Raw genomic sequence first — 19,521 nt, forward strand, 5'->3', positions numbered from 1 at the left:
CTGAGGAACTATGGAAAAAATTCTCTATTGCATTCCAAACTTAAGACGAGACTGCTTTTTTTCAGAGCTGGCAATCACTTATGAGTTGACGCTGACGTCAATTATTTTACACTGAGAGAGCAGCGACGCGAAGGTAGGCAAGTGACTGCAAATAGCCATATTCTCACTGCCCTGGTGGATGGTTCAAATGAACACTTCTTGGGCGTCTCGAATTAACCACGAATTTTTTTGAGGATGCTGTTGCTGGTGCAAACTAGTCAGATACCTAAAGTGCGCGAAAGTATAAAGTAAAAAGCGATAATAGGTTATCTACTCCCACTGAGACCGGACATGCAACGAGTTGAGCTCTCTCCACAATTATCTAGCTTGTTGAAAGCCGCCAAACGATTGGCTAGTGAGTGTGAGATCGAAGTCGTCTTCCTGTTAGCTGATATCCCCTATGATTTTCTGGAAATCAAGAAGTCTTTGGGGAAGTTACGTCTCGTCGTTTCGTCTGATAAGCCTGACGTTCAGCGCGCTGCTCAGGAAGACGGCATCGCCTTAGTACCTTTGATTCACGAACCACAAACACGGCAAGTTCAAATCAGCCAGGCGATTTTAGAAGCGATTGCAGATGAATTTTTGGCATCAGGCGAACGAATCATTGCCCTTTATGCAGGATTCGAGAGAGAATACGCTGATTCCCTAAGTATCGTTAGTCTTGCAGATCACTTAGCGAAACTGACTTCGCGTGATTTACAAAGATTGGAAACCAAAGTTCCTTTGCAGACGTTACGTACAGTCGTTGATTTAGCTGTCGAAATCGGTCGGGAAGGCCGTGAAGGAAAACCCGTTGGTGCCTTATTCGTAGTAGGAAATCATCGCAAAGTCTTAAGTCTTTCGCATGAGCAGGTCCATGACCCGTTTAAAGGCTACTCACAAAAAGATCGGGTTGTGAGTAATCCACGTGTCAAAGAAAGCATGAAAGAGCTGGCACAAATTGATGGAGCATTTATTATCAGCTCTGAGGGGATTGCGCAATCTGCAGGTCGTATTTTGAACGCTTCAGCAGAGGGTCTGACTCTCTCTAAAGGTTTAGGAGCGCGACATTGGGCTGCTGCAGCCATCTCTAAATCGACTGGAGCAATTGCGATTGCTGTTTCAGAGTCAACGGGGACTGTTCGTATCTTTCAAGATGGATATGTTGTACTGAGGATCGAACCGATGAGCAGTGCGATGAAGTGGTTTGATTTTGATACTGAACCACCTCAAACAGAGTAAATCTCAATATCTAGTCAATCGACTCATTTCCGTATCATCAATTTTTGAAAGCAGATACGTAAATTTTCTCAAATATTCTCTTCCCATGATTTGTAATATTTGCTATGAATCCCTCGCAAGAAGCAATCCTTGAATTTCTTCGATAGTTTTAGTGTGAGCTAAAGATACCAATAATCACTTCAGCTTAGGTTGAAAGATTTTTATCTCGGGTTTGCTATCAGCTTCAATACAATTTGTATTACTTAAGAGCTTGTTCAGCGGGAAGGGAGTCCCATGTCGAATGTAGCAATCAAACTCATCGCCGTTTCTGGAGTCGTTGGTCTGGGTTTTTTGATGTTCCTTCAGGCACAGAAGGGAATGCAGACTGGTGCTGATGAAAGCCAAGTGAGTCAATTAGAATCGTTGGATGGTGTGGATAATAACTCACCTCCCGATGCCCCTTCAGCCGTGAAAAATCAAACGGAAAAAAATACAGCTCCACTTAAAATTCCTCTCAGTAAAGTACCTGCTGAGCTTTCTGAATTGACAGCCCGCACTGCAAAACTGTTACCTACTCAGAAAAAAAAGACACGCGAAATACCATTTGAACCGAACACAAAGTCTTCCAAGATTAAACTTATGGCAGCTTCTGATGAAGTTGTAACCGATGACCAGAAAGTGGCTGAAGTTAATGAGTCCAAGAAGGGGACGACTTTTGAAGCCCCTCCCAAAGGTCTTGACTTCCGTGAATCTTCAGAAATGAAAGTGTCCGAAGCCACCGAGAATCCCTTTTCGGATTCGGTAAAAACACCTCTTGAAAAAGTGGAGTCACTTACTCCAACTCAATCAGAGTTTAAGACAGGCCCACAGTTTGGTTTACCAGCTTCGGATTCAACTGCAAGCTCGCTTTCTAAAGAAACGAACCCAGTTGAAAAGATTCCCGGCAAAGAAAATTCAGTGAATCCGTTTAAACAAGCTGACGCAGCGTCAGATCAACCCCGTTTGTCAGATCAGAAAATTCAGCCGGTTGAACAAACTCAAGTTGAAGAAAACCCATTTACAGAAGAAGAACTGCCTGTTAAGAAACTTGAGAATAATAAGTCACCGTTTGAGGTAATCGAAAATAGTACTAACGACACTCCTACCATCGATTCCAATCCGTTTATGACAGTTCCTGATCAAAAATCAGAAACGAAGACACTTTCGATCCCACCGAAACAACAATTAACTCCCGAAGTAGAACCGGAATTCAATCCATTTACTACAGAATCAAGTGCGAAATCAATAGAGCCCGTTCCTGATAAGCCAGATGAAATTGGGACTGCTCCACAAATCACAACTAAAAATCCTGAAGTAAAAGAGATTACAGATAACTCAATTCAACTCGATAAGGATAGATCGCCATTTAATAGTGATCCTAAGCCAAAACAAGAGCCTGCCTCTGAAAAGAAGTCTTCAGATGTCGTTGTCATAAAAAAACGTAAAGAAAAGTCGAGTCCTGAAGCGCCTCCCCTGTTTACGATCGAAAGTGGGCCCAGGAAAGTCACTGAAGCAACTCTTGATCCTGTCGAACTCGCTCCGAGCCCGGAACCAAAGCCTTTGAGCCTTGTTGAAGAGAATCAACCTGTTCCACATGAACCAGCAAAACTAAAGGTTCAACAGAAAATTCATTCCCCTAAAATGACGATTCAAAAAATGGCACCTCCCGAAGCAGTCTTGGGAGAACCATTTATTTACCATGTACTCGTTAAAAATATTGGAACCACTTCTGCACAGGAAGTGGTCGTCGAAGACCGTATTCCTAAAGGCGCAAAGCTTACCGGAACAATTCCGCGTGCAGAACAAATCAATGATCGCATCATTTGGCGCTTAGGTTCAATGGGACCAGGAGTTGAAAAGAAAATATCCATTCGAATTATACCTGAAAAAGCAGGCCAAATTGGAAGTGTCGCAACGGTGAATTTTGTGACTGAAGTTGCTGCGGCAACAAAAATTACATCGCCGAAGCTGATTATCAAATCCGATTCTCCAGAGGCTGTTAAACCCGGTGAGATCACTGTTGTTAATTATACGATTACAAATTCAGGATCGGGTGATGCAAAAAATGTGTATGTCCGTAGTCTCATTCCACCTCAATTTTCGCATCCCGGGGGGGATGATATTGAATACAGTGTCGGTGTGATTCCTGCCGGTGAAACTAAACAGATTCAACTGAAATTAAAGGCAATCAAACCCGGTTCAGGTAAGAATGTTTCCAGTGTTATTGGAGATGGAAATCTAAAAGCGGAAACCGAAGTTCCCCTTAAGGTTGTCGGTAATGGTGAGAGAATTTTATTAACTCGAAAAGGCCCCAAAAACAGATATCTTGGACGCTCGGCCAAGTATGAAAACATTATCGCCAACAATTCAGAACAGCCAATACAAAACATCTCTGTTTTTGAATCAATTCCTCCTGGTATGAAATTTATTTCTGCATCAGCCAACGGGCAATTTGATCCAGTTCGTAAAGTCGTACAATGGGATATTCTTGAATTACCAGCCAGTGATCAACACATGTTGTCCATTGAATTAGAACCAACGACCGTGGGAAAAGCGCTCAGTACCGTTCAGGTTGTCATTGATAAAAGTAGTAAGTTTGCAGTAAATCTACAGTCAGAAACGACAATTATTGGCCAACCTTTACTGAAATTGGAAACAAGCGAGTTAAAAGGGCCACTTGAAGTAGGCGAAAAAATGGCAATGCAAGTACAGCTGCTGAATCAAGGCAGTGCCTCAGCTACGAATGTCGAATTCCGGGTCAAAATCCCACAAGAATTGATGTTTCTCTCTGCAAAGGGACCTGCAAAATACAAACAAGCAGGATCCTATGTGATTTTTGAATCGACTCAGGAGTTACCAGCAAAAAAAGCATTGAACTTTGAACTCTTTCTGGCTGCTCGAAATAAAGGCGATGCGCGAGTGTTAGTTCAAGTCCAGTCCAGGCAAATGGAAAAACCTCTCAATCAGGAAGAAGCCATCCCGGTATTAGATAAACTTCAGTAGGCAACATGGAAGCAAGTGCTTCCCCTTTGAGTTTCGAGAAGCACTTGCTCTATTCATGTTTCCAATTCAACATTCCAATAGGACTCACTGATGAAGCGGAACCAGCTGTCGATTCGTATGCTTTGCATCGCATAAAAGGGTTTCCACTTCGGACGAATTGGTTCTTTTTGCAATTTCATCCTCGCTTGCGATGGCGTTCGGGCGGCCTTCTTCGAATTGCATTCCACACAAGCCAGGACACAATTCTCCCATGAAGTTTCGCCACCTTGAGACCGCGGCAATACGTGATCGATTGTGAGTTCTTCGCTGCCTGGTTGGCAACCACAGTACTGGCACGTATAACGGTCACGCTTGAAAACATTTCGGCGGCTGAACGTCACAACATTACGGGGGACTCGATCATACTTCAAAAGCGTAATCACTTCTGGTACCCGAAATCGTGAGTGACTACTTTGAATCGACAATTCATCGTCATTTGGATGTAACTTTGCCCAATCTGACCACGAATATGTTTGATAGTCAGCAGGGTCGACGATCAACGCGCTCTCGTTCCAGATTTTGACAACGGCACGGGCAACGGTTGTAACCCCCACAGGTTGCCAATTCCGATTCAGTATCAGCGTTGGTCGTTCCAATGTTGATGCTACCATGATTTCAGTCCTGATCATTTAAAAAAGGGTGTTCGGGGGGAATTGAACCCACCTCTTTAACATTCACAGTGTTACGTGCAAAACCATTACACTACGAACACCATATCGAATTTCTACAAAAAGCGGAAGCCGTGGGACTCGAACCCACAAACGATTTTGATCGCCACTTGTTTTCAAGACAAGCTCCTCATCCAGCCGGATGACTTCCTGAAAGACAAACCTTCAGTGTTTAATCAATCGAACGCATTTCCGTTTCTTAGTATCCCCTGCGAGAATTGAATACACATCTTTGATTTCAAAGGCCTGTATCCCGTCCATTAGATCAAAAGGTTGAGAATTCAATGCATGTGCACTCGAATCCTCGTCGACTACCAATTCCAGAAAATAAAAAAACCTGATGTCGTGAGAACACCAGGCGATATACAGACTCGAAATTACAAATGCCAGGTGTTACAAGCAGAGCTGGAGACCGTACTCATCATCATTGAATCTGGAATAATGCACTTCTCCCATGCCATAACAAAACAGTCGCCTTTGCATTAACACTTTACTGTCTGCTCCTTTACTTACTGATCTCAACTCAGAATTCCTTTGTTTCAACTAAGACGTAATCCCCGAATAAAAGTTCGTGATAAATTGAATTTTTTGGATACCGCAAACGAAATCAAACCTAAATTTGGGTTGGTATTTCCAGTGTTCAATTCGAAGAAGAAAAATAGATCGCAATTAACTTCGAATTCGTAAAGGGCAGACGCTTTGTTTCATTTGACCTCGGTGGAAATACATAGGCCTGTCAAAGAAGTGAGATACAATTTAGCAAGAATGTGTACGAAAGAATACAATGCTTTGTCAGCTACGCTTCCAAGATCCCTTGCAAAATTCATGAAAAGTTTAAGAGATCAGGACAATCTCTATTGACCTTATTATACAATTTATATCATATATAATATATTATATTTAGGTTTTATCAATGTGCATCAATCTGTAGTCTTGTATTTGTCTGAGGAGATTGAAAGTGATCTTATCCAAGCCCCGTAAGCAGAATGGTTTTACTCTGATTGAATTACTGGTCGTTATCGCGATTATTGCGATACTGATCGCGCTTCTCTTACCAGCTGTACAACAGGCGAGAGAAGCAGCACGTCGATCTACGTGCAAGAATAATCTCAAACAAATCGGTTTGGCATTGCACAATTATCATGATACCTTTGGCGTTTTTGTCCATATGATGGGGGGAACTGCAAATGGTCGCTGTTTTGGAGGTAGTCCCGTCACTGATGGCTGTGGGACGGGCACGTTTGGAAGTGGAAATGAAAGTCGTGTCAGTGGATTCATTGGCTTGTTGCCTTATATTGATCAGGCACCCTTGTTTAATCAGATCGCCTCACCGCTGGGAAGCTACCCGGCATTTGGCTCTTCACGGGATGACAGTGGTTACGCCCCCTGGAAAGCAAAGCTTTCATTAATACTTTGTCCTTCGAATCCGGCACCTGCCGCCTATCGAAATTTTGGCTGGACGGTCCCACAAAGCTACGTCTTTTGTATGGGGGACACGATTAATAATTGGGGTGTCAGAAATACAAGAGGGATTTTTGGATTTCAATCCAGTACTCGCTTTCGAGATATTATCGACGGTGCCAGTAATACAATCATGTTAGCAGAACGGGGTATCTACTCTGGAAATGATAGAGATGTCCGTGGTTTGGCTGCCAATGGTGTGAGCTCGGTTCTCACAGCACCGAATACCTGTTTTACAACCGCCAGTGGAGGATTCTACAACGCAGGTCAGAGCGTCCAGAAAGACAGACATATGGGGGGGATGTGGCAACATGGTCAACCACATTTTGCTGGATTCTGTACAGTATTACCTCCCAATAGTCCTTCATGCATGTCGAATACACACGGCGATAGTTGGGCACTTGCGAGTGCCAGTAGTTATCACGAAGGAGGCGCACATGTTCTCCTGGCTGATGGCGCCGTACGTTTTGTCAGTGAAAATATCGACACAGGAAACTTAGGCGCAGCACCAGCCACGAGTGGCCCAAGCCATTACGGGATTTGGGGAGCACTCGGTACGAAAAATGGAACTGAGACGGTTGGTGAGTTCTAAAAAACATCCTCACCCCGGCGTTGCACGATTGCACGTGTGTCATTTCCAAATTCAGAATTACAATTTTACGAGGCTTTTAATCATGTTTTGCATTAATTGTCTTCACCGAATCAGCATCACGTTAATTTTTTTTGTAACTGGTTTCCTGACTGGCTGTTCGTCAGACACTCGTGAAATACCGGAAACAGTTCCTGTCAAAGGCGCGGTTTTATTTAAAGGTGAACCCGTGAAGGGAGCTTCAGTTGTTTTTTATAATCCAGAAATAAAATCAGCGAATGCAACAATTAATGCCACGACTGACGAGCTGGGAGAATTTGAACTCAAATCCTACTTCGGACCTCGAGACGAAAGAAATGGTGTTGTTCCGGGAACTTACAAAGTTACCATTTTGAAAATGGTTCCTCCCGGAAAGATGACAGAAGAAGAGTATCAAGCAAAAGTCACAGAGGCTGACAAAATTGTATCCGCTGGTGGAGTTCTGACGCAGGCACAAACCCCGCCAGAACTAACGCAAATGATTCCGCGACAGTATTCTGATGTAACCGTTTCAAAGTTGGAAGCGAAAGTGGATCCTGAGCTGGATAACCATTTCCAATTTGATTTGAAATAATCCGACCGATCTCAATGTCATTGTTGAAAGAAGTCACCAACTCAGCTTACTTGTTTTGGAGACGTTCCTGCATTAATTTTTCAACTAAATTTGCTGTGTTACAGATATGTTTTTCCATTGTTTGTGCAGCGAGATCACAATCGTTTGACTGTAGCGCTTTGATGATTTGTTTGTGGTCCGAGAGCGCAATTTCTTGTGCCTGACTTTCATTGTCAACAACTTCGCGAATCGCTTGAACCAGGGTATTGTATCGGCGTAACTCATCTTGCAAGCGAACACTACCACAATGATCTGCAATCAATGTATGTAGCTTGATATCGAGCAACATTGCTTTTTGTGACCAACTATCGCCCCGAGGCTCTTTGGCAATCGTCGCAAACTCATCTGACATTTCTGAGAGAAGTCTTGGTTCAATATTCCCACACGCTGTTCGAATCGCTTCAACTTCCAAAATTCTTCGAAGTTGGTAAATTTCACGGATTTGAGTGACTCCAAATTCACGCATTACCGCGCCACGGTTGGGAAGGTTTTCAACAATCCCGATCGAAGCCAATTCGACCAGAGCCTCTCGAACAGGGGTAGCGCTGACTCCAAATTGCTCGGCTAGATTTTGAATCACCATCCGGTGTCCAACGGGAAATTCGTCTCGAATGACCGCTGCCAGAATTCGTTGCACGACAACCTCACGGATATTCCCTCTGGGAACCATGGAGAACGATCCAGGTAGATTGGTAGTAGACATGACATTTCCTTGAATGGCCGTGTAAATGCTTACAATATCGCACTAAAAGCATTGTGTATATTATATATGATGTGAGAGGCAGTTAAAAGAGGGGCTGCAATAAGTTCTGAAAAAGGACTACAACATACCTGAAAAAAGGGAGTCTTATTGATTAGATTCCTCAGGCAATGATATTTTGTACAACTTCTCCAGCCACATCAGTCAGGCGAAAATCTCGCCCTGAATAATGATAAGTCAGCCGTTCATGGTCAATGCCAAGAAGATGCAAAATCGTGGCGTGTAGATCGTGGACATGTACTTTGTCCTGCATGGCGCGGAACCCGAATTCATCCGATTCACCATGTACAACACCACCTTTGATTCCGCCACCCGCCAGCCACATGCAGAATCCAAACGGGTTGTGATCCCGTCCATTGATGCCTCCTTGCGCAGTCGGAGTCCTGCCGAACTCGCCTCCCCAGACAATGAGCGTTTCATCCAGTAAACCCCGTTGTTTCAAGTCAGTCATCAATTGGCCAATTGGTCGATCAATGTCTTTACAAAGTCGCTCATTACTCTTGTCATGATTACTGTGTGTATCCCATGGTTGTCGATTTCCATAGTAGACTTGGACAAATCGCACACCACGTTCGCTTAAGCGGCGGGCCAAAAGGCAAGATTTTGAGAATTCACTCTTACCGTAGGCTTCCTGTAATTTTTCAGGCTCTTGCGAAATATCAAATGCATCCGTTGCTGCAAACTGCATCCGGTAAGCCAGTTCCATTGATTTAATTCGTGTTTCAAGGGCACTGTCTCCCACTCTGTTATTGAGGTGCTGTTTATTGATTGCCAGTACCAGGTCCAATTGTTTTTTCTGTTCTTCCGGAGTCAATGCCTCATTCTTCAAATAGGGAATCATTTTCTCTGGCGTCAGATCCTTATTATTGATGTGTGTTGCCTGGTGCTTGCCTGGTAAAAATGCACTTCCCCATAATTTAGGACCAACCACGGGCTTACCGGGACACAAAGCAAGAAAACCAGGCAAGTTCTGATTCTCAGTTCCCAGACCATAGGTTAACCATGAACCGAGACTGGGACGAGTGGGCGTGAGCGTTCCTAAGTTCATCATGCACAGCGCTGGCGCATGATTGGGAAAATCGGTGTGCATTGAGCGAATAATCGCCATATCATCGACATGTTTGGCAATGTTGGGAAGGTGTTCTGAAACGGGAATGCCTGACTTTCCCGAGTTGATAAACTTGACCGGTGAAGGGAGTAAGCCCATTGTTTTGGAAGCAGTTCGAATATTTGCCGCCGCGGGGCGCTGTCCCTCGTACTTTTTCAAGGCAGGTTTCGGATCAAAGGTATCAACCTGAGAAGGGCCGCCACTCATAAACAAAAAGATGACACGTTTTGCTTTGGGAGCAAAATGGGGAGTTTGCTGCGGTATTTTTTTGGGGGCTGCGTCCAAAGTGGAAAGCATGCCAGCCAGACTCATCATGCCAAATCCGCTGCCCACTTTCTGCAGAATTTCGCGTCGGGTCAATATTCCATGTCTGCTTGTATTGATCATCTTCTGAGTCTCTTTAGCTTATCAAATAAATTTGAATCGATGTAACAACGAGGATGGAAACATTAGTCAACAAACATCATTTCATTACTGCAGAGCAGAGCCTGACAGTATCGTTGCCAAGGGGTAAGCTTCTTGGGATCAGCATCCTGCCGCCCTTCGTAAGTCCCGTTATTTTTATTTTTGGTGATATCAACAGCTTGAGAAAAATGCGGATTGTCAGTTCGTAATGGCCAGCAGGAGAGCGGGTCTGACTCCAAAATCGAAGCCAGATACTCTGCATGGGCAAGTTCGTCTTTTTCCAGCTTGGCTGCTTGAAAATGTTTTTGAATTTCATTGGGATTCAAAACACGATTAAATACCGCTACCGCCCCCAGCTGCCCATGGAAATTAGAAAAATTATCATTCCGACCAGCGATAATGATTTCCGAAACACCTGATTCATACCCCGGCTTCGCTTTTCCTGAAATTTCCGGTTTCGAATTTCCGTTGAGATAAACCCGAATATTTTGCTGGTCGCGAACCATGACAACATGATTCCAGGTCCCCGGTTGAATCACTGTGTTTCCGAAAAGTGATTGTCTTTTTTGATCACCGTTGTAGAAAAAGAGCCGACCTTCTTTGTTGGGGCGATATTTTCCCGCAATACCTAAATGGTCGCCGGCTGCCTTGGGAGCAGAATCTTTGCCGCGTGAAAAGAAATAACCGGTGATGATACGCTGGTCATTGGGGATTTGGTTTTTCACCCAAAGTTCAACCGAATAATGGTCACCCAGTTCTTTGACATTCGCTTTAATACGTTTGCCAGCAAATGTCGGGATCTGTTCAACGGTGGGAGTGGGTGTGCCCGTGGAATCAATCTGTTCTAGAAACTGTAAGCCAATCTGCATTTCAGAACGTGTGGGCGCACGTGAGAATAACATCTGATAAATGGCATCGATTCGTTTTTCTGAAGACTCGCCTTCCAGTCTTTTCGCCAGTTTTTGAGCTTGCTGCCTGACAAACGGCGAATTCAATACAAATAGTTGTTGTAATGGTGTCGTCGTATTGGCACGTCGGGCGGCATGGATGGCGGGATCAGGAAAATCGTAAGATTGTAAGAATGTGCTCAGTTTGTGACGCGAGACCATGGCATAAACACCGCGCCGATCAAATTTGGAATCGTCAATATCGCCGGAAGGCCCAGATTGTTTCAGATCCAGATTAGCGCCGGCCACTAATAACGCATCTCGGTAGACTTCCGCTTCCAGTCGTCTTCGATTGAAATAAGACAAAAGCCGATTATTCGGATCAGTGATCTTCTGTGCTTCCGACAATGCGACATTGGAAGTTTGCCGATACGTGGCTGATAACATGATCCGTCGATGTAACTTTTTGATCGACCAACCCTGATCCATAAACCAGACAGCGAGATCGTCCAACAATTCCGGGTGACTGGGAAGGGCTCCCGTTTTTCCAAAGTTACTCGGTGTATCAACCAGACCTTCACCAAAATGGTGTAGCCACACTCGATTCACCATGACTCGCGCCGTCAGAGGATTGTCGCGGTTGGCAATACTATGCGCCAGTTCCAGTCGACCACTCCCATTTTTAAAGGGCTTTGGTTTCTCTTTTGAAAGCACTTGCACAAATCGTCGAGGCACAAGTTTTCCCAGGTTGTTGGCACTTCCGCGGATGAACACATTTAAGTCGCGCGGCTTATTGGGATAATAGACGATCTTCATCCGGTCTGCTGTGATTTCTTCAACTCGAATTTGCTCTTCAGTGAGCGCGTCAGCCAGTGGCAGATCAAAACCGGGAGTTGCTTTTTTGATGTCAGCAATTTTCGCCTTATTCTCTTTGATGGTCTTATTGGATTTGGCGATCTGGGCCGTGTTCTGCTTTAATTCTTCTGCTGGGGGAAGAAATTTAATAATCTCCTGCTTTTTAATATCTGGTCGCGGTGCGATCAAAGTCGCCTCTGGTTTCGGCGACTTTTTAATGATTTCTTTCAGTAAGGCGTTTCGCTTATTCCATGTTCTGATTTTTTCAGTCAGTGCTAAATTTTGTTTTGTGAATTTATCTGCTTTATCGCGGGCAGGTTGCGTTTTCGCAATTTCTGCATCGGGAATGATGGGGCGCGTCGTCTGTCGAACCGACGCAAAAACTCCTGCGATGCCATAATAATCTTCGACAGTCAACGGATCATATTTATGATCATGACAACGGGCACAGGCCATGGTCAGACCCAACAAACCACGACACAGACTGTCGACACGGTCTTCCCAGTCATCCGCATATCGATTTTCCAGCGTGAGTCGGGAAAGCGCGACTTCTTTATGGTAGGAAGGCCCCAAACCCATATAACCCAACGCGGGGTAATCTTCGGGACCTGTTTCCGGTAGGAAGTCGGTTGCCAATTGACGGATGATGAACTTGTCATAGGGCACATCATCATTGAACGCTTTGATGACCCAATCGCGATAACGATACGCGTGAGGATAAGGACCGTTGTGTGGTCCCATATTGGTGTTGTCTTCTGCATAACGTGCAACGTCGAGCCAATGGCGTCCCCAGCGTTCGCCATAATGGGGAGAGCTTAACAACCGATCAATCAGTTTTTCATAGGCCTGTGGAGAAGAATCATTCACAAACTGTTGGACTTCTTCCGGCGTGGGAGGCAGACCAATTAAATCGAAATAGGCACGACGAATTAAAGTCTGTTTATCAGCCGCGGGAGCAGGAGAAAAACCTTTTGACTCCTGAGCGGCCAGAATAAAGTAATCGATTTTGTTAAGCGGCCATTTCTGCTGTTTCACCGCTGGAGCTGGCTGGCTCTTTGGAGCTTGGAACGACCAGAACTCACGTGCTTTGGCAAAATCGATTTCTGCTTTGACTTGTTTCTTGCTCGTTTTGTTGCGTGGATCGGGAGCGCCCATTGCGATCCATTTTTCAAAATTGGCAATCACTGCATCGGGTAGCTTGCCTTTGGGAGGCATTTGATAACTATCTTCGCCATAACGTAAGGTTTCGAGTAACAGGCTTTCTGCCGGTTTACCTGGAACAAGAGCTGCCCCCGAGTCACCACCTTTTAATAACCCGTGTTTTGAATCCAGTAACAAACTCCCTTTAAGATTTTTGGTATCTTCAGAATGGCACTCATAACAGTGCTGAATCAAAACAGGACGAATCTTCTTTTCGAAGAAATCAAGCCCCGCTTGATCTGGCTGCGACTCTGCTGCGAAAAGCGCGGGAGTCAGTAAACCGAAAAGACCCGTGAATACGATGCCGAATGTCACTTTTTGCAAAGTTTTCATGATCATGTCTACGATGGTTGAGGTCAGGTGGGAATAAGCCAAACAGGCTGAGGAACTCTGTAATCTATCTTGTTGTATCACAATCAGATACATCAAGTAGCATTTATATCATATCGGGAAAAATCGGGAATAACAATATATTATTTAAAAAAGCACCTGAATCGAACAATATTCAAGGTTTTTTAGTACGGGTTATTCATCATTCGATTCTTCAAATGGAGCAACAATGCTTCATGTTTCTACATATTCTGAAAACGGATATTGAAGCGAAATTCATTCCTCGTTAGGGTGAATAAACGCATTTTTGTTGCGGATAGATCATGCAGTCAATCTTGGAGATTGAGAATGAGATCCAAATAGCGGCACTCTGAAATCCATCAATGCTCGCTGACAGTAAGGACTTGTAATGTTATTAAAAGCGCTCACTCGTACGAGTCTAATTCTGATGGTTCTAACTACTATTTGCTGTTGGTTTCAATCTTCGTTTGCATCTGAACCCGGTACCACTCAAGCAAAACCACAGCAACCCGGATTTACGATTCCTTATGTTGACCTCAACGTTGAAACGGATCGCCAAATCGTCGTTGATCGAGAGGAAGGTCAATACTTGGGACACCCTACAACCGTGCTGCTCGAAGACAACAAGACGATGCTCTGTGTCTATCCTAAAGGGCACGGGAAGGGGGGCATTATTTATAAACGCTCTAATGACGCTGGTAAAACTTGGAGCGAACGTCTCCCGACTCCCGCATCTTGGGCGACATCGAGAGAAGTTCCGACCTTACATCGAGTCATTGATGCCAATGGTAAAAAACGAATCATCATGTTTTCCGGTTTGTATCCGACACGCATGGCAGTTACGGAAGATGATGGCAAAACGTGGAGCGAGCTCAAACAGGTCGGTGACTGGGGCGGCATCGTCGTCATGGGTTGTGTCGAACCGCTGAAAACAGACAAAGGCCATTATATGGCTCTGTTTCACGATGATGGCCGATTTATCTCCAAAAATTCCAAACAGGAATCGCCGATCGCTTTCACTCTTTATAAAACGATTTCCAACGACGGTGGTTTAACCTGGTCTGATCCCGAAGCAGTTCATAAATCCTCCGACTACCATATTTGTGAGCCTGGCATCATTCGTTCGCCAGACAGAAAACAACTCGCTGTTCTATTGAGAGAAAACAGTCGGCGGCATAACTCACAAATCATTTTCTCAGACGATGAAGGTATAACCTGGACGAAGCCCCGCGATCTTCCCGGTTCCTTGAACGGAGATCGTCATACCGGCAAATACGACCCCGTCAGTGGACGACTCCTCATCTCGTTTCGCAGTAAAACCCCCAAAGGTCACACCGCGCCCACAGAAGGCGACTGGGTAGCCTGGGTGGGAACTTACGATGATCTCGTCAAAGGAAACGAAGGACAGTATCACGTCCGCTTAAAAGACAATACCAAAGGCGCCGACTGTGCCTACCCCGGCGTGGAAGTTCTACCCGATGGCACCTTCATCGTTACCACCTACGGCCATTGGGACAAAGGCAAACCGCCTTATATCCGCAGTGTACGACTCAAACTTTCCGAACTGGATCAACTGGCGAAAAGTAAGTAATTCTTTTTCTGGACTAAGTCGATGCCAGTTCACCTTCAGGCTCTTCTTCAACAATCAGAGTTTGAGCCGTATCGACACCCAGCGAAGCCACACCGGCAATGAAAAACGCAACCGCACAGGTAACAAAAGCCATGCTCCAGTAATGATCGTCTTCGCCAATCACCCAGATCATGAGATAGGGAGCGATTGCTGCTCCCAGATTACCCCACATATTTCCCCAACCAAGCACAGACCCCACATGTTTACCGCCGATATCTTGATTAAAAGCCCACATGGCAGGAGATCCAAAGTCGGTCGAAAAAGCGACCACAGAAAAGAGTGCCACTGCTACCCAGGGAGAGACATCAAGAAAACATAACAAGATATAGGCAGCCATGGCAGTGAATCGTGACACGACAATTGGAAGCACACGACTCCAGCGCAAACTGATTCGATTCCGCAGCCAGTCGGTCGCCTTACCACCGGACAGAGTGCCGAACCAACCAACTGCTAGTGCGACAGTGATCATTGTTCCGCGCTCTTTTAAGGGTACTTGATATGTCTCGTCCAAATAACGTGGTAACCAGGTAACAAGAAATAACCAACCGATATTCGTACAAAATTGAGACAAAGAAAGCATCCAGAGACTTCGGTTCTCCACAATCGCTTTCAGGGGAATTCCACCAATCTCTTTTGTATGGTCTTTGTCTTCTTCATTGCGTCCAAATTCAATTGCTTCCAACTCCTGCTCGGAACAGGATGGATGCATCCGTGGATAATCGCGGATGGTCCACCAGAAGAAACCGGCAATGACGATTCCAAACACTCCATAGACTACCATCACCGGTCGCCAGCCTTTACCCTGAACTTTCCGAAATTCAGTGTAGTATCGAGCCTCCAGTAAGAGCCGATTCAAACGGGACCTCTCCTCAACATTCATTTCACCAGGAGTAATATTGAGCAATTGTTCTGCTTGCTGATTCAGTTTCAGATCCTCAAAATCAGAGGAGTGATACAACGTGTCTTTTTGCAAAATGGAATTCAAATTCACGAGAAAGTCGGCTTCAACGGCCGTTCCCGTTTCAGTCTCTTTTTCTGAAGCCACTGCTTTGAGATACTCTTTACTTTCCGGAGTGAGGTGGTCGTAAATCGTCGTTTCAAATTCCTGTTTTTTGTTTAAATTCTCCATAAACTTGACGGCAAATTGCTGTGGTTTCATTAGATCACCGGTAGTCAATTCAGACGACTGAGAAATCGGCACGAATAACACGATCAGAAATGCGGTGAGAATCGGAGCAAGCGCACCGCCTAAGCGTCCCCCAACGGCGACCATACTGCTGGCAATGCCTCGTGCGGAAAGTGGCATCCATTTACTGACAATATTCGCACTCGTAGGATAAGCTCCCGCTTGTCCTACCCCAAACCCCAAGCGAAACAGTAACAGCATAATGAAACCGGTTACAAAGCCGGTGAGTGCGGTAAACAGTGACCACATCAAAATATAAAGAGTCAGCATTGTCCGCGCGCCAAAACGGTCGCTTAACCAACCGGAAGGCACCTGACAGAATGCATAAGAGACAAAAAACGATCCGAGAATGATCGCAATCTGTTTGTCGCTCAACCCCAACTCATCTTTGATAAATACCTCAGCGAACGAGATACAAAATCGATCTAGATACAACAAAATCGCCATCAACATGCAGGCAAAAATGACGCGATAACGAACATAGGATGTAGGTGGCTCAGTGCTGGACATTCGATTCTTAGCTTTCCATCAGAGTCTGTGAGCATTTGGGGAATGCGAAAGTATAACAATAAATTGATATGAAAACGAGCACTAAATTGTTTGAGACTGGCTTCAAAGTAGACAGCTTGATGTGATCTAACACCCTGAATACAGTGATCACATTTTGGGTTGAGAAGCAAGCATTATGGTAGGAGGAATCTTTTCATTGAACGGCATTGATCAATTTAAGAAACTCGTTAATCGGCATCTCGAATTTGACGAGATCTTCAGAATTCACACGAAAACGTGAAATGGTTTTGATCTGTTCTCTTTGCTCAGGCGGAAAGAGTTCACAGATCTTTAATTCACAAACTGCCTTTGGCGCTTGTCCTGTCAAAACAGACAACTGTTCTAAAATGCTTTCGTTTTGCCCGGCGCGTTCATAGCCGCAAAGTGATATAAAAGAATAAGCAGGCAGCGATTCCTTCTCACGTCGAAGCAAAGATTTCATGGGATTTGCTATTTTTGAGTCCCAAATTGGGGCAACGAGAATAAGATGGTCATAATCGGAAACCGTATGCGGAAGCGGTTCGATTTTTGGATTTCGCTTAAAGATCATATCTAAAATGATCGTTAACATAGTGCGACGTTTCTTTTCAATGATGGGGCAGGCATCGCATTCCATCTGTTTGGCAAGAGACTCAGCGAGTAGCCGATTATTACCTGAATAGGAAAAATAAATGACAAGTGTTCGCATTATTTCTCTTTTCTTATACCAAATCAGGCTCGTTAAGAGACATTCATAAATTCGAAAAACGTTTTCGCGAATATTTCAGGTTGCTCCACGGTAACCACATGCCCCGCATTCTCAATCACAGCAATGGTAACTTGGGGTGCGGCTTTTTTTACCTTATTCACCGCAGCATCAATGGAATAAATCCGATCATCCTTGCCCAGAATCAAGAGCGTTGATTCTGGCAGTTTGGACAGATCTTCTTCAGTAACAACGGGGATCGTATTCGTGTTTAAACGTTGTGCTTTTGATCGTACCACTTGATCTTCTAACCCCCATGCGGGAGGTTGGATGGAATTTGGCGACGTAATGTAGCGGTAAAAACTTTTTGTAATTGAGCTAGTCGGAAACAGAGCAGATAAAAGACCTTTTAATATAAATCCAGTGTTCATTTTCTCTAATGAGGGGGGAGCGACCAGTACCAATTGATCGATGAATTCAGGTGTTCGAATCGCAAATTGAATTGATAAGGTGGCACCCAATGATGTTCCCAGGAGATTGGAATGAGAAAGCGACAGTTCTTGAAAGACTTCACCTAACCAGTTTGGATAATCATCCGTTGTATAGGACAACCGGGTGTCATCACTTTTCCCCATTTCGCCAACAATGTCGACCGCGTAAATCTTAAAATGCTGCGTCAATGCGACAATATTCGGAAACCACATCGTGGAATTTCCACCGCCGCCATGCAGTAAGACTAACGGCGGGTTTTGCTTGTCTCCCGACTCAATGACATGCGTAGTGCCAAAGCTCGTTTCAAGGTCGCGCTCCTGAAAGGGAACCTCCCAATGTTCCAGCATCAAGGAATACGAATCCATGACCGCTTTTTTTGCTTGAGTCGATTTGTACGCCTTGGTACTCATTAATAAGCTCAATCTACGAAGTGCAATATAAATTGCCAGTCGCTTTTTTCTTCCGTTGGTTCTGGTAGTCGTTACACGCGATTGATAAGATCATTTAACATCTTTTTAAGCGAAATGAAAGCATTCGACAATGTCTGTTCTTAAGGATGGATGAAGATGAAAACAAAAGCCGCCGTTCTCTACGACATGCAGCAACCTACCCCCTATGCAGAGTCAAACCCACTAGTTGTAGAAGAGGTCACATTATCCGAGCCTGGTCTGGGAGAAGTTCTGGTTGAAATGGCCGGCGCGGGTTTATGCCACTCCGATCTATCAGTCATTGACGGCTCACGTCCTCGCATCATGCCAATGGTGATGGGACATGAAGCCAGCGGCATCGTTCGCGAGGTAGGGCAGGGCGTGCATGATCTTAAGCCAGATGACCATGTCATCTTTTCCTTCGTTCCATTATGCGGACACTGCATTCCCTGCGCAACGGGGAGGCCCGCGCTCTGTGAGCCGGGGGCACAAGCCAACCTTGCGGGGACATTGCTTTCCGGTCAACGGCATTTTCAAAATCAATCCGAATTAGAACTCAATCACCATCTCGGCGTTTCCGCCTTTTCCGAGTATACGGTCGTTGCACAGGAATCATTGATCAAAATTGATTCCCAGCTTCCATTGAGTACGGCGGCTTTGTTCGGTTGTGCCGTCATGACCGGTGTCGGAGCCGTCGTCAACACAGCAAAAGTAGAGCCGGGATCGAGTGTGGCAGTCTTCGGTTTAGGCGGGGTTGGTCTCAGCACCGTCATGGGCGCTCGCGCTGCCGGCGCAGAAACGATTTTCGCCATCGATTTGCTCCCGGATAAGTTAGAACTGGCCCAAAAAGTTGGTGCCACGCATTCAATCAACGCCCGTGAAGAAGATCCGGTCACAAAAATCAAGGACATTCAAAACGGGGTCGACTACTCCTTCGAAAGCGTGGGCAACGAGCAGGTTCTGCAGCAAGCCTATGCTGCCACGAAACGCGGCGGCACAACGATTACGATCGGGCTTCCGCATCCTAACAAGATGTTCTCGGTTCCCGCCGTCAGCCTGGTAGCGGAAGAACGTACGATCAAAGGCTCTTATATGGGTTCCGCTGTCCCCCGACGTGACTTGCCACGTTTTATCGCCATGTATCAGGCGGGCCTGTTACCCGTGGATCTACTTCTGTCACGCACGATCCAACTGGACGAGATCAACGAAGCCTTCGACGATCTCGCCACAGGGGCCGCTGTTCGACAAGTGGTGACGTTTGAGAACTAAGCAGCGTCGTTTTGAACGATTATGAC

At 45.2% G+C, this 19,521-nt stretch carries 13 protein-coding genes and 2 tRNA genes; 6 read left to right on the forward strand and 9 right to left on the reverse strand.

What is annotated here, in order from left to right:
• Positions 1 to 330 precede the first annotated feature (330 nt).
• Both V202x_RS22125 and V202x_RS22130 read left to right on the forward strand, forming a co-directional pair.
• Positions 331 to 1,260, forward strand: a complete 930-nt coding sequence (locus V202x_RS22125; RefSeq protein WP_145179015.1) for a DNA integrity scanning protein DisA nucleotide-binding domain protein — start codon at positions 331 to 333, stop codon at positions 1,258 to 1,260.
• 273 nt (positions 1,261 to 1,533) lie between these two features.
• Positions 1,534 to 4,281 (forward strand): DUF11 domain-containing protein, encoded by a 2,748-nt coding sequence (locus tag V202x_RS22130; protein ID WP_145179016.1) that lies wholly within the window; start codon positions 1,534 to 1,536, stop codon positions 4,279 to 4,281.
• Between the two features lie 53 nt (positions 4,282 to 4,334).
• On the opposite strand, the gene V202x_RS22135 is transcribed toward V202x_RS22130, so the two are convergent.
• The 3 genes from V202x_RS22135 to V202x_RS27615 all read right to left on the reverse strand — a co-directional run bounded on the left by V202x_RS22135 (position 4,335) and on the right by V202x_RS27615 (position 5,139).
• Positions 4,335 to 4,931: an HNH endonuclease gene (locus tag V202x_RS22135; RefSeq protein WP_145179017.1), complete on the reverse strand. Its 597-nt coding sequence runs from the start codon at positions 4,929 to 4,931 to the stop codon at positions 4,335 to 4,337.
• 27 nt (positions 4,932 to 4,958) lie between these two features.
• Positions 4,959 to 5,032: transfer RNA gene (locus V202x_RS22140), tRNA-His, on the reverse strand.
• 22 nt (positions 5,033 to 5,054) lie between these two features.
• Positions 5,055 to 5,139, reverse strand: a tRNA-Ser gene (locus tag V202x_RS27615).
• 807 nt (positions 5,140 to 5,946) lie between these two features.
• Between V202x_RS27615 and V202x_RS22145 the strand changes: the two genes are divergently transcribed.
• Complete coding sequence (locus V202x_RS22145) at positions 5,947 to 7,041, forward strand: DUF1559 domain-containing protein (protein WP_315851512.1); 1,095 nt, start codon at positions 5,947 to 5,949, stop codon at positions 7,039 to 7,041.
• Between the two features lie 82 nt (positions 7,042 to 7,123).
• Positions 7,124 to 7,651 (forward strand): carboxypeptidase-like regulatory domain-containing protein, encoded by a 528-nt coding sequence (locus tag V202x_RS22150; RefSeq protein WP_145179018.1) that lies wholly within the window; start codon positions 7,124 to 7,126, stop codon positions 7,649 to 7,651.
• Positions 7,652 to 7,697: 46 nt separating this feature from the next.
• Here V202x_RS22150 and V202x_RS22155 read toward each other — a convergent pair whose 3' ends face one another.
• The 3 genes from V202x_RS22155 to V202x_RS22165 form a co-directional block, all read right to left on the reverse strand.
• Positions 7,698 to 8,393 (reverse strand): GntR family transcriptional regulator, encoded by a 696-nt coding sequence (locus V202x_RS22155; protein ID WP_145179019.1) that lies wholly within the window; start codon positions 8,391 to 8,393, stop codon positions 7,698 to 7,700.
• 160 nt (positions 8,394 to 8,553) lie between these two features.
• The gene (locus V202x_RS22160; RefSeq protein ID WP_145179020.1) at positions 8,554 to 9,945 is read right to left on the reverse strand and encodes a DUF1501 domain-containing protein; all 1,392 of its coding nucleotides are present in this window, start codon (positions 9,943 to 9,945) and stop codon (positions 8,554 to 8,556) included.
• Positions 9,946 to 10,007: 62 nt separating this feature from the next.
• Positions 10,008 to 13,238, reverse strand: a complete 3,231-nt coding sequence (locus V202x_RS22165; RefSeq protein ID WP_145179021.1) for a DUF1553 domain-containing protein — start codon at positions 13,236 to 13,238, stop codon at positions 10,008 to 10,010.
• Between the two features lie 406 nt (positions 13,239 to 13,644).
• On the opposite strand from V202x_RS22165, the gene V202x_RS22170 reads away from it, so the two are divergent.
• The gene (locus tag V202x_RS22170; RefSeq protein WP_145179022.1) at positions 13,645 to 14,847 is read left to right on the forward strand and encodes a sialidase family protein; all 1,203 of its coding nucleotides are present in this window, start codon (positions 13,645 to 13,647) and stop codon (positions 14,845 to 14,847) included.
• A 13-nt stretch (positions 14,848 to 14,860) separates the two neighbouring features.
• Here the strand turns inward: V202x_RS22170 and V202x_RS22175 are convergent, their stop codons facing one another.
• The 3 genes from V202x_RS22175 to V202x_RS22185 all read right to left on the reverse strand — a co-directional run bounded on the left by V202x_RS22175 (position 14,861) and on the right by V202x_RS22185 (position 18,208).
• Positions 14,861 to 16,582 carry an MFS transporter gene (locus tag V202x_RS22175; protein ID WP_145179023.1) on the reverse strand — a complete coding sequence of 574 codons (1,722 nt, stop codon included), beginning with the start codon at positions 16,580 to 16,582 and terminating at the stop codon, positions 14,861 to 14,863.
• Between the two features lie 193 nt (positions 16,583 to 16,775).
• On the reverse strand, positions 16,776 to 17,309 hold the full coding sequence (locus V202x_RS22180; RefSeq protein ID WP_145179024.1) for a flavodoxin family protein: 534 nt from the start codon (positions 17,307 to 17,309) through the stop codon (positions 16,776 to 16,778).
• Between the two features lie 32 nt (positions 17,310 to 17,341).
• Positions 17,342 to 18,208, reverse strand: coding sequence for an alpha/beta fold hydrolase (locus V202x_RS22185; RefSeq protein ID WP_145179025.1), 867 nt, complete (start codon positions 18,206 to 18,208; stop codon positions 17,342 to 17,344).
• A 156-nt stretch (positions 18,209 to 18,364) separates the two neighbouring features.
• Here V202x_RS22185 and V202x_RS22190 point away from each other — a divergent pair, with 156 nt between their 5' ends.
• Positions 18,365 to 19,495, forward strand: coding sequence for a zinc-dependent alcohol dehydrogenase family protein (locus V202x_RS22190; RefSeq protein ID WP_145180741.1), 1,131 nt, complete (start codon positions 18,365 to 18,367; stop codon positions 19,493 to 19,495).
• Positions 19,496 to 19,521 lie beyond the last annotated feature (26 nt).

The organism is Gimesia aquarii, assembly GCF_007748175.1.
In the GTDB taxonomy this organism is placed as follows: domain Bacteria; phylum Planctomycetota; class Planctomycetia; order Planctomycetales; family Planctomycetaceae; genus Gimesia; species Gimesia aquarii_A.